This window comes from Streptomyces triticisoli, assembly GCF_003270085.1.
Classification (GTDB): Bacteria; Actinomycetota; Actinomycetes; order Streptomycetales; family Streptomycetaceae; genus Streptomyces; species Streptomyces triticisoli.
Map to the genome: position 1 here is coordinate 67,515 of NZ_QFDQ01000029.1, position 12,290 is coordinate 79,804.

Annotated in this window: 13 protein-coding genes; 6 read left to right on the forward strand and 7 right to left on the reverse strand. The window is 69.0% G+C overall.

Annotation, left to right across the window (positions count from 1 at the left end; translation table 11 throughout):
- Nucleotides 1-365 precede the first annotated feature (365 nt).
- Entirely contained in the window at nucleotides 366-1,841 is a 1,476-nt protein-coding gene (gene dnaB, locus DEP02_RS06360) for a replicative DNA helicase (RefSeq protein ID WP_112466352.1), read from the forward strand.
- A 90-nt stretch (nucleotides 1,842-1,931) separates the two neighbouring features.
- Nucleotides 1,932-3,320 (forward strand): serine hydrolase domain-containing protein, encoded by a 1,389-nt coding sequence (locus tag DEP02_RS06365; protein WP_112466353.1) that lies wholly within the window; start codon nucleotides 1,932-1,934, stop codon nucleotides 3,318-3,320.
- A gap of 8 nt (nucleotides 3,321-3,328) precedes the next feature.
- Here DEP02_RS06365 and DEP02_RS06370 read toward each other — a convergent pair whose 3' ends face one another.
- The 6 genes from DEP02_RS06370 to DEP02_RS06395 form a co-directional block, all read right to left on the reverse strand.
- Nucleotides 3,329-3,781, reverse strand: coding sequence for a GNAT family N-acetyltransferase (locus DEP02_RS06370; protein WP_112466354.1), 453 nt, complete (start codon nucleotides 3,779-3,781; stop codon nucleotides 3,329-3,331).
- Nucleotides 3,782-3,856: 75 nt separating this feature from the next.
- Nucleotides 3,857-4,729, reverse strand: a complete 873-nt coding sequence (locus DEP02_RS06375) for a GNAT family N-acetyltransferase (RefSeq protein ID WP_232838980.1) — start codon at nucleotides 4,727-4,729, stop codon at nucleotides 3,857-3,859.
- A gap of 135 nt (nucleotides 4,730-4,864) precedes the next feature.
- Nucleotides 4,865-5,347, reverse strand: a complete 483-nt coding sequence (locus DEP02_RS06380) for an NUDIX domain-containing protein (protein WP_112466356.1) — start codon at nucleotides 5,345-5,347, stop codon at nucleotides 4,865-4,867.
- Nucleotides 5,348-5,428: 81 nt separating this feature from the next.
- Nucleotides 5,429-6,331, reverse strand: a complete 903-nt coding sequence (locus tag DEP02_RS06385) for a LysR family transcriptional regulator (protein ID WP_112466357.1) — start codon at nucleotides 6,329-6,331, stop codon at nucleotides 5,429-5,431.
- 238 nt (nucleotides 6,332-6,569) lie between these two features.
- Complete coding sequence (locus tag DEP02_RS06390) at nucleotides 6,570-7,751, reverse strand: cystathionine gamma-lyase (RefSeq protein WP_232838981.1); 1,182 nt, start codon at nucleotides 7,749-7,751, stop codon at nucleotides 6,570-6,572.
- 37 nt (nucleotides 7,752-7,788) lie between these two features.
- Nucleotides 7,789-8,166 carry a phage holin family protein gene (locus DEP02_RS06395; protein WP_112466359.1) on the reverse strand — a complete coding sequence of 126 codons (378 nt, stop codon included), beginning with the start codon at nucleotides 8,164-8,166 and terminating at the stop codon, nucleotides 7,789-7,791.
- Nucleotides 8,167-8,214: 48 nt separating this feature from the next.
- Here DEP02_RS06395 and DEP02_RS06400 point away from each other — a divergent pair, with 48 nt between their 5' ends.
- The 4 genes from DEP02_RS06400 (at nucleotide 8,215) to DEP02_RS06415 (ending at nucleotide 10,541) form a co-directional block, all read left to right on the forward strand.
- A complete protein-coding gene (locus tag DEP02_RS06400) occupies nucleotides 8,215-8,532 on the forward strand; it encodes a cupin domain-containing protein (RefSeq protein ID WP_073950561.1) in 318 nt (105 codons plus the stop codon).
- A 176-nt stretch (nucleotides 8,533-8,708) separates the two neighbouring features.
- A complete protein-coding gene (locus tag DEP02_RS06405) occupies nucleotides 8,709-8,906 on the forward strand; it encodes a DUF5326 family protein (RefSeq protein WP_112466360.1) in 198 nt (65 codons plus the stop codon).
- Between the two features lie 212 nt (nucleotides 8,907-9,118).
- Entirely contained in the window at nucleotides 9,119-10,006 is an 888-nt protein-coding gene (locus tag DEP02_RS06410; RefSeq protein ID WP_198668312.1) for an IclR family transcriptional regulator, read from the forward strand.
- A 97-nt stretch (nucleotides 10,007-10,103) separates the two neighbouring features.
- Nucleotides 10,104-10,541, forward strand: coding sequence for an SsgA family sporulation/cell division regulator (locus DEP02_RS06415; protein ID WP_112466361.1), 438 nt, complete (start codon nucleotides 10,104-10,106; stop codon nucleotides 10,539-10,541).
- Between the two features lie 107 nt (nucleotides 10,542-10,648).
- Here DEP02_RS06415 and DEP02_RS06420 read toward each other — a convergent pair whose 3' ends face one another.
- Nucleotides 10,649-12,067 (reverse strand): YibE/F family protein, encoded by a 1,419-nt coding sequence (locus DEP02_RS06420; protein ID WP_112466362.1) that lies wholly within the window; start codon nucleotides 12,065-12,067, stop codon nucleotides 10,649-10,651.
- Nucleotides 12,068-12,290 lie beyond the last annotated feature (223 nt).

The window sequence follows — 12,290 nt, forward strand, 5'->3', positions numbered from 1 at the left end:
CGATCTTGATCCAACTGGGGAAGTTTTTCTCCTGCACAGCCGGTGGATGGGAAAGCAGCAGGTCAGAAGCGCCCCGCAGCAGGTTTCGAGGGCTTGTTCACAGCGCTGTCCACCGAGTCGTGCACAGGTTTGGAGGAGTTCTCCACAGCATCCGGGCGCTCGTCCACATGGCCTGTGGATAACCAGATTGGCTGACGCCCCTCGGGGGCCTACCGTGGTCCGGCGCCCGCTCTGTTCGTCGGCCTTCCAAACCGTCGTAAACCTGACGCGCCCAAAGCGGAGGTGGGCCCCTCATTTGTCAGTGCCGCCCCTTAGAAAAGAGGGGCACGGCGAGGTCCGCTCGGCGGACGGGAGGAGGTTGCTCGGTGAGCATTTCCGAGCCCTTGGACGACCCGTGGGCCGACAGAGGACCCAGTGATCGTCCGTCCGCCTCCCGACGCCTCGACTCGGCTCCCGGCCGCGACGAGCAGCACGACCGCGGCCAGGACCGCGGCGCGTGGGACGACGGGGGCTCCTCCTTCGAGCGACTGCCCCCGCAGGACCTGGACGCCGAGCAGTCGGTTCTCGGTGGAATGCTCCTGTCCAAGGACGCCATCGCCGATGTCGTGGAGATCCTCAAGGGCCACGACTTCTACAAACCGGCGCACGAGACGATCTACCAGGCGATCCTCGACGTCTACGCCAAGGGTGAGCCCGCCGACCCCATCACCATCGCCGCCGAGCTCACCAGACGCGGCGAGATCAACAGGGTGGGCGGTGCCTCCTACCTCCACTCGCTCGTGCAGACCGTGCCGACGGCGGCGAACGCCGCGTACTACGCGGAGATCGTCCACGAGCGTGCGATCCTGCGCCGCCTCGTCGAGGCCGGTACGCGCATCACGCAGATGGGGTACGCGGCCGACGACGATGTCGACGAGATCGTCAACCGTGCCCAGGCCGAGGTCTACGCGGTCACCGAGCAGCGCACCAGCGAGGATTACCTGCCGCTGGGCGACATCATGGAAGGCGCGCTCGACGAGATCGAGGCGATCGGTTCGCGCAGCGGCGAGATGACCGGTGTGCCCACCGGATTCACCGACTTCGACTCGCTGACGAACGGTCTGCACCCGGGCCAGATGATCGTCATCGCAGCGCGCCCCGCGATGGGCAAGTCGACGCTCGCGCTGGACTTCGCGCGGGTGGCGTCGATCAAGCACAACCTGCCCAGCGTGATCTTCTCGCTGGAGATGGGGCGCAACGAGATCGCGATGCGTCTGCTGTCCGCCGAGGCCCGCGTCGCCCTGCACCACATGCGCTCGGGCACGATGACCGACGAGGACTGGACGCGGCTGGCCCGCCGGATGCCGGACGTCTCGGCCGCCCCGCTCTACATCGACGACTCTCCGAACCTGTCGATGATGGAAATCCGCGCCAAGTGCCGGCGCCTGAAGCAGCGCAACGATCTCAAGCTGGTCATCATCGACTACCTGCAGCTGATGCAGTCCGGCGGCTCCAAGCGCGCCGAGAGCCGGCAGCAGGAGGTCTCGGACATGTCCCGCAACCTCAAGCTGCTGGCCAAGGAGCTGGAGCTCCCGGTCATCGCGCTCTCCCAGCTCAACCGTGGCCCCGAGCAGCGCACGGACAAGAAGCCGATGGTCTCCGACCTGCGTGAGTCGGGCTCCATCGAGCAGGACGCCGACATGGTCATTCTGCTGCACCGCGAGGACGCCTACGAGAAGGAGTCGCCGCGCGCCGGTGAGGCCGACCTGATCGTCGCCAAGCACCGCAACGGCCCGACCGCGACGATCACGGTCGCCTTCCAGGGTCATTACTCGCGGTTCGTGGACATGGCGCAGACCTGAGCGGCGGCGTCCCGTGGTCCGCCACGCCCTGCCGCCGTGTCCGCCGGAAATGCGCTCGACGTGCGCGGACGCACCGGATGGACTGGGGGCATGACGACTTCTCAGGATGAATTGCTTCCCGGTACGCGCCGGGCGCTGTCGCACCGGATCGCCGTGGCACAGACCGAGGGGCGGGCACCGTCGCTCGTCGCCGCGGTCGTGCGCGAGGGGCGGACCGTCTGGCATGGCGCGCGGACATCGGTGGAGGGCCACGGACCGGACGAGAACACGCAGTACCGGATCGGCTCGATCACCAAGACCTTCACCGCCGTGCTCGTGCTGCGGCTGCGCGACGAGGGTGTCCTGGACCTGACGGACCCGCTGGAGAAGCATCTGCCGGGCACCGGTGTGGGGGAGGCCACGATCGCTGACCTGCTGGCGCACACGGGAGGGCTGGCCGCCGAGTCGCCCGCGCCGTGGTGGGAGAGATCGCCCGGAGCTCTGCGCCCCGAACTCGCCGACGTACTGGGCGAGGAGCCGCTGCGGCATCCGGTCGGCCGGCGGTTCCACTACTCGAATCCCGGCTACACCCTGCTGGGCGCGCTCGTCGAGGAGGTGCGCGGCGTCGACTGGGAGGAGGTCCTTCGGCGGGAAGTGCTCGAACCCCTGGGACTGAACCGCACGGGCGCTCACCCCGAGGCGCCGTACGCGGATGGCTGGGCGGTGCATCCCTGGGCCGATGTGATGCTGCCGGAGCCTGCCGAGGACCTCGGCCGGATGGCTCCGGCCGGGCAATTGTGGTCCACTACAGGGGATTTGGCTCGCTTCGCCGCCTTCCTCGCCAAGGGGGACGAGCGGGTTCTGAGCGCCGAGTCGCTCTGGGAGATGCGGACTCCGGCGGCTCCCTCACAAGCGGCGGATGTGGCCTCCGGGTACGCGTACGGCCTGGGGCTCGAACTGCGGCGGTGGGGCGACCGGCTCCTCGTGGGGCACAGCGGGTCGCTCCCGGGTTTCCTGGCCTCGCTCACCATCGATGTGGAGGCCGACGTGGCCGCGGTCGTGCTGGCCAACTGCACGTCCGGCCCGCTGCCTGTCACGGTGGGGGCCGACCTCGTGCGTATCGTCGCCGACGCGGAGCCGCGGATTCCCGAGCCCTGGCGGCCACTGCGGGAGATCGACCCGTCGGTACTGGAGCTGGCGGGGCAGTGGTACTGGGGGACGTACGGCTTCGGCCTGCGGCTGACCGCCGACGGACTCCTCTCGCTGGAACCGCTGTCCGGCAGCGGCCGGCGTTCACGGTTCCGGGCGAACGGTGACGGAACCTGGACGGGGCTGGAGGGCTACTACGCCGGTGAGGTGCTGCGGGCGGTGCGGCGGCCGGACGGGTCGGTGGACCACCTGGACCTCGGGTCGTTCGTGTTCACACGCCAGCCGTACGACACGGAGGCTTCCGTGCCCGGTGGCGTGGATCCGGAGGGGTGGCGGGGCACCGGTCGGTGACCGGGGATTCACAGCCGCAGTTTGAAGCCCAGGTGCGAGGCTTCGAAGCCCAGTCGTTCGTAGAAGCGGTGGGCGTCGGTACGGGTTCGGTCCGATGTCAGCTGCACCAACTGGCAGCCGTGGTGTCGTGAGGCGTCGATGGCCCACTCGATGAGCTGCGTGCCCAGGCCGCTGCCGCGCTCGTCGGTGTGGACGCGGACGCCTTCGATGATCGACCGGGTGGAGCCGCGTCGGGACAGGCCGGGAATGATCGAGAGCTGGAGCGTGCCGACGACGCGGTCCTCGCGCACCGCGACCATCAGGTGCTGGTGAGGATCGGAGCTCAGCCGCTCCAGCGCGGCCAGATACGGCGCGAGGTCGTCCGGGGACTCGCGCTGCGCACCCAGCGGGTCGTCGGCGAGCATGCCGACGATGGCGGGCACGTCGTCGGCGACAGCCGGCCGTATCTCGAAATCTGTCATGTCCCGTACTCTATGGCACGGTTGGGGCCTGTACCGGAGCGTGTGTGTGCACAACGCTCGTCCGTGGCGGCTTCCTCAGCCCGCCGCCACGGTGAGTGGGGCGAAGCGTCGGCTCCAGTCCCCGGGGAGTTCCGCGATGCCGTAGGTCATGACGGCGTTGCGAGTCACGGGCGTCGGCCCGCGTTCCTTCAGCCAGGTCAGCAGTTCCTCGTGGCGTACGTCGATGTCCGTGCGCAGTGGGCGGCTGGTGTGGGCGGCGAGAGAGGCGAGCAGGGCCTTGGCCGTCTCGGTGTCCCGGGCGATCAGGGGACCCACGACGTGGGTGTCCATGTTGGGCCAGGCTGCGGCGTAGCCGATGATTCGGCCGTGGTCCTCGGCGACCCGCAGCTGGTCCGCGAACGCGGGAAGCCGGGTGACGAAGGGCGTGCGATCGGCGCCGAAGACCTCCTCGTCGAGCCGGAGGATGCCGGTGAGATCACCGGCGGTGGCCGCTCGCGTGGCGATACAAGGGCGTTGCTCGTCCGGCGTCGGTGTGAAGCGCCCGAGTACCATCTCCGCCCATCCGGTGACCTTGAAGCCCAGCTCCTCGTACAGCGGACGGCCGTACGGCGTCGCGTGGAGCGTCAGGGGCGTGGTGCCCATCGTCGAGATGACGTGGTGCATCAGCCGGCGTCCGATGCCCTGGCGGGCATGTCGTTCGGCGACCAGGACCATGCCGATGGCGCCCAGATCCGGACGGTCCTGCGGTCCGTACCGGGTGAGGACGCACGCGGCGACGAGTCCCCCGTCCGGATCGTCGATGCCGTAGCCCGTCCCGGCTGTCAGGAGGAAGCCCCACTTGTGCTCCTCACGCTGCCACCCTCGGTTCTCGGACAGATCGGCGCAGGCTGTGAGATCGCGAAGCGTCAGACGGCGGATGGGGGAAAGAGCGGGGGAAGAAGTCGACACGCAGGTCAGGCTGTCCGACGGGCACCCTCGGCGTCCAGCCGTTTCGGACCGGACGGACGTGGTTTTGGTCATGCGGTGGTCAGTTGGGCACTCCATGGACAGGTGTGTGGTGTTTCACGTGAAACATCCGCTTCCTCAGCCCAGGTCAGGTGCGTGCATGGCGCGTACGCCCTCGATGTTTCCGTCCAGATAGTGCCGCAGGGACAGTGGAACCAGGTGGACGGAGGCGATGCCGACCCGGGTGAACGGCACCCGCACGATCTCGTACTCGCCGGCGGGATCGTCCACTTCGGGGCCGTGTCGCTGGGAGGTGTCCATGGACTCCAGTCGGCAGACGAAGAAGTGCTGCACCTTCACACCGGTCGCACCGCCGTCCTCGCCGATGTGCTCCACGGTGTCCACGAAACAGGGCACCACGTCGGTGATCTTGGCGCCGAGTTCCTCGTGGACCTCGCGGTGCAGGGCATCGACGACGGTCGTGTCCCTGGGTTCGACTCCGCCACCGGGAGTGACCCAGTAGGGATCGACACCGGGCTTCGTGCGCTTGATCAGGATCAGGTCGTCACCGTCGAGGAGAACGGCACGAGCGGTGCGCTTGACCACGGGTCGGACGGTCATGGGAGAAATGTGGCCCGGCTGGTTCCACGTGAAACATCGCACGACGCCGCAGCCCTCAGGGCAGGGCATTCCGCTGGTGGCTCAGGACCAGTCGGCGGCCGCACGCAGCAGCCACTCGTGAGCCCGCGCGATGTGCGGCATGGCCAGCGTGCCGGTCCGGACGACGAGGAAATAGGTGCGCAGAGGTGGCACCGCCGGTTCGTGGAGGGCCACGACCTTCCCCCGCCCCAGGGCGGCCGCGCACAGATACCGGGGCAGTACCGCGAGTCCGGCGCCCGCCATCACGCAGGCGAGGACCGCACGCAGATCGGGAACGATCACCGTGCCGGACATCGCCGGCCGGGAGTCGAAGACCGAGGCCCAGTAACGGGAGGCGAAGGGCAGCGACTCGTGGACCTCGACCAGGGGAATGGCCTCCAGAGGGGGTACGGCCTTGCGGCGCGGCCTCGTGGAGTCGATCCGCTCGGCCCAGCGCGGGGCGGCGACCAGAACATGTTCCTCGTCGCACAACGGAGCTGCCGTGAGCAGTCCACCGCGCGGCCGGGCCGTGCTGATGGCCAGGTCATGATGTCCGGCGGACAGGCCGTCCAGGGTTTCCTCGGCAGTCCCGAACGAGGTGCGCAGGGCGAATCCCTGCTCGTCGCCGGTCAGCCCGGTCAGCACGGGCAGTGCCCGCTCCGCGGTGAATTCCGGTGGACCGGCCAGATGCAGGGTGCGTAAGGAGGACTCGTCATCGAGGCTGGATTCGGTGATCTCCACCAGGGCGTCGAGATGCGGCGCGGCCTTGTGGGCGAGTTCATCGCCGATGGTCGTGGGCGTCACACCGCGGGCCTGGCGCAGGAACAGGGGGCGGCCCACCTGCCGTTCCAGCGTGCGGATCTGGGAGGTGACGGCCGGCTGGGAGAGACCGAGCAGCGCCGCGGCCCGGGTGAAGGAGCCCGCCCGGTGCACAGTCACGAACGTGCGCAGCAACGCCAGATCCATGGCGCACCCACCCCTCTCGGTGCCCTTTGCACGGCCCCCGGCCCCGCCCAACTATAAATATGTCGATAGGTCTCTGTCGCTACCGTGATTGGACACTGACATTGGGTCAACTAGCCTTGTACGCGCGGTTCTACGCGCGGGAACCGGAGGGCGGTCCGAGCCACGAGGGGGGAGGCTCGGACCGCCCGCTGTGCGTGACCGGCGGCGTATCGACGTCCGACCGGCGTTCCCAAGGCGGTCAGCGGGCTGATTCTTGCAGCGCTCGCAGCACATCCGCCACCAGATCCTCGGGGTCCTCGGTACCGACGGACATCCGGATGAAGCCCTCCGGCACCGCGTCCCCGACCCAGCGCCCGCGCCGCTCGGCCGTTGAGCGCACCCCGCCGAAGCTCGTCGCGTCGTCCACGAGCCTGAGCGCGTCGAGGAAACGCTCGGCACGCGCGCGCGTGGGCAGCGTGAAGGACACCACACACCCGTAGCGCCGCATTTGCTGTGAGGCGGTCTTGTACGAGGGATCGTCCGGGAGCCCCGGATAACGCAGCCCGGTCACCTCGGGACGTCCGCGCAGCGCCTTGGCGAGTGCCAGGGCGGAGGCGTTCTGACGGTCGACACGCAGCTGCAGGGTGGCGATGGAACGGTGTGCGAGCCAGGCCTCCATCGGCCCCGGGATCGCGCCCACGATCTTGCGCCAGCGGCGTACGGCCGCCATGGCCTCGCCGCCGCGGCCGGCGACGTATCCCAGCAGGATGTCGCCGTGCCCGGTGAGCTGCTTGGTGCCGCTGGCCACCGAGAAGTCCGCGCCGAGCGCCAGCGGCCGCTGCCCGAGCGGGGTCGCCAGGGTGTTGTCGACCGCGACCAGAGCGCCACGCGCGTGTGCCGCCTGAACCAGCCGCCGGATGTCGCAGACGTCGAGCCCCGGGTTCGACGGGGACTCGATCCACAGCAGCCGTGCCCCGTCCAGCGCGTCGAACTGGGCGTCCCCGCCGGTAGGCGCGGTGCGCACCTCGATGCCGTACGCCTGCAGCTGTTCGCCGGTCAGGGGCAGCGCCTGGTAGCCGTCGCTGGGCAGGACCACTGCGTCCCCCGCGCGCAGCTGGGAGAAGAGCACCGAGGAGATGGCGGCCATGCCGGAGGCGAACACCAGCGTCTCCACGCCGCCCTGCCCGGGCGCTTCCAGCTCACCGATGGCGCGCTCCAGCAGGCTCCAGGTCGGATTCTCGTCGCGACCGTAGGTGTAGGGGCCCGTCGGGTCGCCCGGCAGATGGAAGTGGGCGGCGAACACCGGACCCGGAAGCGTCGGCTCGTGCTTGACCGGCTCGGGCAGTCCGGCCCGCACCGCGCGCGTGCCCTCACCGACGCCTGCGGGGAAACGGGACTCCTTCTGAGAATCGTCCAAATCATGCGCAGCGGAATCGTTCATGCCGCCCTGCTTCTTCGTTCGGCCCGTCATCGGTCACTCAGTCCTCGTCCGGCAGGACCATGTGCAGTGCCCAGGAGACGACCGAGATGATCAGGCCGCCGAGGACGGCCGTCCAGAAGCCCTCGACGTGGAAACTCACCTCGAGCTTGCCGCACACCCACGACGTGAGCAGCAGCATCAGCGCGTTGACCACCAGGGTGATCAGGCCGAGCGTCAGGAGGAACAGAGGGAAGGTCAGCACCTTCACCACCGGCTTGACCAGGAAGTTCACCAGGCCGAAGACCAGGGCGACGACGATCAGCGTGCCGACCTTCCGGGCAGTTCCGTCGCCGGTCAGGGCGATTTTGTCGAGCAGCCAGACGGCGACCGCCAGGGCGCCCGCGTTGGCGATCGTCTTGACTACGAAATTCTTCATGTGTCTGATCGTGGCAGACGAGACCGGTGACGAGCGTGGGCGAGGGCGATGAAGGCATTCCGGCTGGACGAACTGGAGGCGGAGCGAGCCGCCAACGAGGGCGCCTACCTTCAGTTCCTGCGGGAGCGGAACATGTCGGTCGGTCTGTACGCGCTCGACGCGGGCGACCACGACCCGCAGAAGCCGCACAACCAGGACGAGGTGTACTTCGTCGTGAGCGGCCGTGCCTCGATCACGGTCGGCCTGGAGACGACCCAGGTGGCGCGCGGCAGCGTGGTCTACGTGCCGGCCGGAGTCGCCCACAAGTTCCACCACATCAGCGAGGATCTGCGGGTCCTGGTGGTGTTCTCTCCCCCGGAAGCCTGAGACGCCGTCTCGGGGTTCCCTAGGGGAACGGTCAGGGGAGGACAAGGGGTGCGAGGGCCCGCCGGTCTCCCCGGCCGTCCTAGCATCGAGTACAGGACATCGAAAGGCCCGCACCGGGGAGTGCGGGACACCGACAGGGCCGGCGCAGGGCCGGTGGAGAGATGAGGACGAGGGCAATGCGAGAGATCTTCGCGGGTCTGCCGTGGTGGGTGAAGTGGATCGCGGTGCCGGTCATCGCCCTGGTCGTCTTCGGCGGCCTGATAGCGAGCGTGGTCGGCTTCGTGATCGGCCTGCTGTTCAAGCTGCTGGTCTTCGTGGCCCTGGTCGGCGGGCTGATCTACATCGTCCGGAAGTTCATGTCGAGCTCGTCCTGACACAGCGACCGGTGAGAGCCGTGGGACACCGGTGACCGGTAACGGGAATCGCCGGTTCCCTCGCGGGAGGGAAGTTTTCCGGACAGTCCGTCTGTGAGCGGTGTCAGGCGGATAAGGTCCGGAAATCGACGCGGGGCAGGTCCCCGCGGGCGGCTTGCACCCCCACCCGTGCTCCCGGCACGGCTGCCCCCCTCGCGCTACGGGAGTGACCCTTGGCCACGGCTGACACCGCACCCGCAGAACGGCACGCGCCCCCCGTACCCCGGGGGCCGTCCCGCTCCACGGCACTCCCGGCGCAGCCGCGCTCATCGCCCCCCGTGCAACAGCCCCGCACCACGGTTCCGGAGCAGCAGCCCCAGACCCTCATCGGGTCCGTGCAGCGCGCGATGCGCCTGCTGGAATCCGTCGCACGGCACGAGCAGGGAGCGCCCGCCAAACAGCTTGCCCGCGAGACGGGTATGGCGCTGCCCACCGCCTACCATCTGCTGCGCACCCTCGTCCATGAGGGCTATCTGTACCGCGACCGGGGCCTGTTCTTCCTGGGCGAGGCGGCCGAGCGGCTGAGCAGCAGCGGGGCGGCGCAGAAACGTCGCAGCACAGTCGTCGAGGCGATGGCGCGGTGGCGGGATGCGATCGGTGCGCCGGTGTACTACGCGATGTACCGCGACGGCGAGATCGAGATCATGTGTGTCTCCGCCTCCGCGACCAACCCGGCGGTCGAGGAGTGGGCCGACTTCCGTGAGACCGGGCACGCGCACGCGATCGGCCAGTGTCTGCTGTCCCAGATGGACGACGGCGCCCGTCGCGACCACCTCGACCGCTATCCCGTACTGTCCCTCACCCCGTACACGATCCATGACGAGCACAGCCTGCTGCGGCGCCTGGAACGGACGTCGCGGATGGAGCCGGTGACCGAGCGGCAGGAGTACGCGCTGGGGACGGTGTGCGCGGCGGTTCCCATCACCATGGGCACCGCGGCGGCCACCATGGCCCTCTCCCTTCCCACTCGCCAGGCCGACCGGCTGCTGCCCGCCGCGCGACAGCTGCAGCGCGAGGTGGGACGGTGCCTGGGCTCCCTGGCGCTCTCTATCAGTATCTGAAAACTCACTCCTTGTGATCTGGTGTGCACGTTCAGCAAGATGCACCAGTGTTACGGGACGGGTTCCCGGCCAGTCGACGGCAAATGACGGGGTAGCGATGCGCGAGTCCGTACAAGCAGAGGTCATGATGAGCTTTCTCGTGTCCGAGGAGCTCTCCTTCCGCATTCCAGTGGAGCTGCGGTACGAGACCTGTGATCCCTATGCCGTGCGGCTGACCTTCCACCTTCCCGGAGACGCCCCGGTGACCTGGGCGTTCGGACGGGAGCTGCTGATCGACGGGGTGGGCACGCCGTGCGGGGACGGCGATGTGCGCATCGCGCCCGCCGACGCCGGCTTGCTCAGCGAGGTCCTGATCCGGCTTCAGGTCGGCGGTGACCGGGCGCTGTTCCGCTCCTCCACGGCGCCGCTGGTGGCGTTCCTGGACCGCACGGACAAGCTGGTGCCGCTGGGCCAGGAGGGCGCGCTGGCCGACTTCGACGCCCACCTCGACGAGGCTCTGGACCGCATCCTGGCGGAGGAGCAGAGCACAGGCTGAAGCGTTACGGCACCGGCTGCACGGATGCTGATGTACCGCTTCGCTTGATCGCGTCCCGCAAGAGTGCAGGAACGGTTCGCCGACCGGGCGCCGACCCCCGCACCGGGTCACCGCTTGCGGCGCCTGCCCCGCCCGCCGCGCGCCGGAGCGGGCACGGCGGCCGGCCCTCGTCCGCCACGGTCGGCCGAGACCACGAGCGCCGCCAGGGCCGTGGTGACCGGAACGGAGGCGACCAGGCCGATCGAGCCCACCAGCGTGCGCACGATCTCCTCGGCGACCAGCTCACTGTTGGCGACGGTCCCCACTCCGCTCTGCGCGATGGAGAAGAGCAGCAGCAGCGGAAGCGCAGCACCCGCGTACGCGAGGACGAGAGTGTTGACCACCGAGGCGATGTGGTCGCGTCCGATGCGGATGCCCGCGCGGTACAGCCCGCGCCAGCCCATCGAGGGATTGGCCTCGTGCAGTTCCCAGACCGCGGACGTCTGCGTGACCGTCACGTCGTCGAGCACCCCGAGCGAGCCGATGATGACGCCGGCCAGCAGCAGACCGCTCATGTCGATCGACGGATACAGGCCGTGGATCAGCCCGGTGTTGTCGTCGGTGTTGCCGGTGAGCGCGGCCCAGCCGATGAACAGTGAGCCCAGCACGCCGATCAGCATCAGCGAGATCAGTGTGCCGAGCACCGCCACCGACGTACGCGCGGACAGACCGTGACACATGTACAGCGCGATCAGCATGATGGCGCTCGCCCCCACGACCGCCACGGCCAGCGGGTTCGAGCCCTGCAGGATCGCGGGCAGGATGAACAGGTTCAGCACCAGGAAGCTGATGGCCAACGCGATCAGTGCCATGACGCCCCGCAACCGCCCGACGGCCACGACGGCGAGTGCGAAGACGCCGGCCAGCAGTGCCATCGGGAAGCGCCGGTTGACGTCGGCTACCGAGTACTGCAAGTCCCTTGGCGCGGAGGGCTCGTAGGCGACCACGACCTTCTCGCCCTGGTACAACTGGCGGGACTGGTCGGGCCGCACGATCTCGGTGAACGTACGGCCCCTGTCCTTGCCGGTGTCCACCCGAATCGTGGCCTTCTTGCAGCTGCCGGACGCCTGTTGCTGTGCGGAGGAGCCCTCGGCGGTGGAGGCACCGCCGGTCGGTGCGGAGGCGGAGCCGTTCACCGACGTGCAGCTCACCTCGACCACCTGGGCGACTGTGGCCTGCTGCGTCTGCCGGTCGAACCCCAGGCCGGTGCGCTCGTGCGCCGGGGGGCCGCCAGGCCACAGCACGGTGAGACCGACCACCACCGCGGCGGCGAACGGGATCAGGACCGCCGCGATGACCTTGCGGAGGTGCTTGGAGACGGGTGCGGTCGGCCCGTGGCTGTGCGAGTGCCCGTGCCCGCCGCCGCTCCCCGGACCGCGTCCATGCCCGTGTCCGTGGCCGGTATCGGTGGCGTTCTGGCCGTGTCCGAAGTCATGTCCGTGCTGCGGTTCGGGCGGCGGACAGGGGGATTGCTGTGTCGTGCTCACCGCCCGATCATCGCAAGAACGGCGCAGGCCCACTGTTCACCGCGCCACATATGACGCTAGCGTAGAGGCACCTTTGCACACGCGGGAGCTCGGAGCACCGGGCTGAGAGGGCGCTGACCTCCGTCTTTGCGATGTTTCACGTGGAACACGTGATGTTTCACCGTGAAACATCGGCAGACGGACACCGCTGCGTCGACCGCCGAACCTGTTACCGGGTAATGCC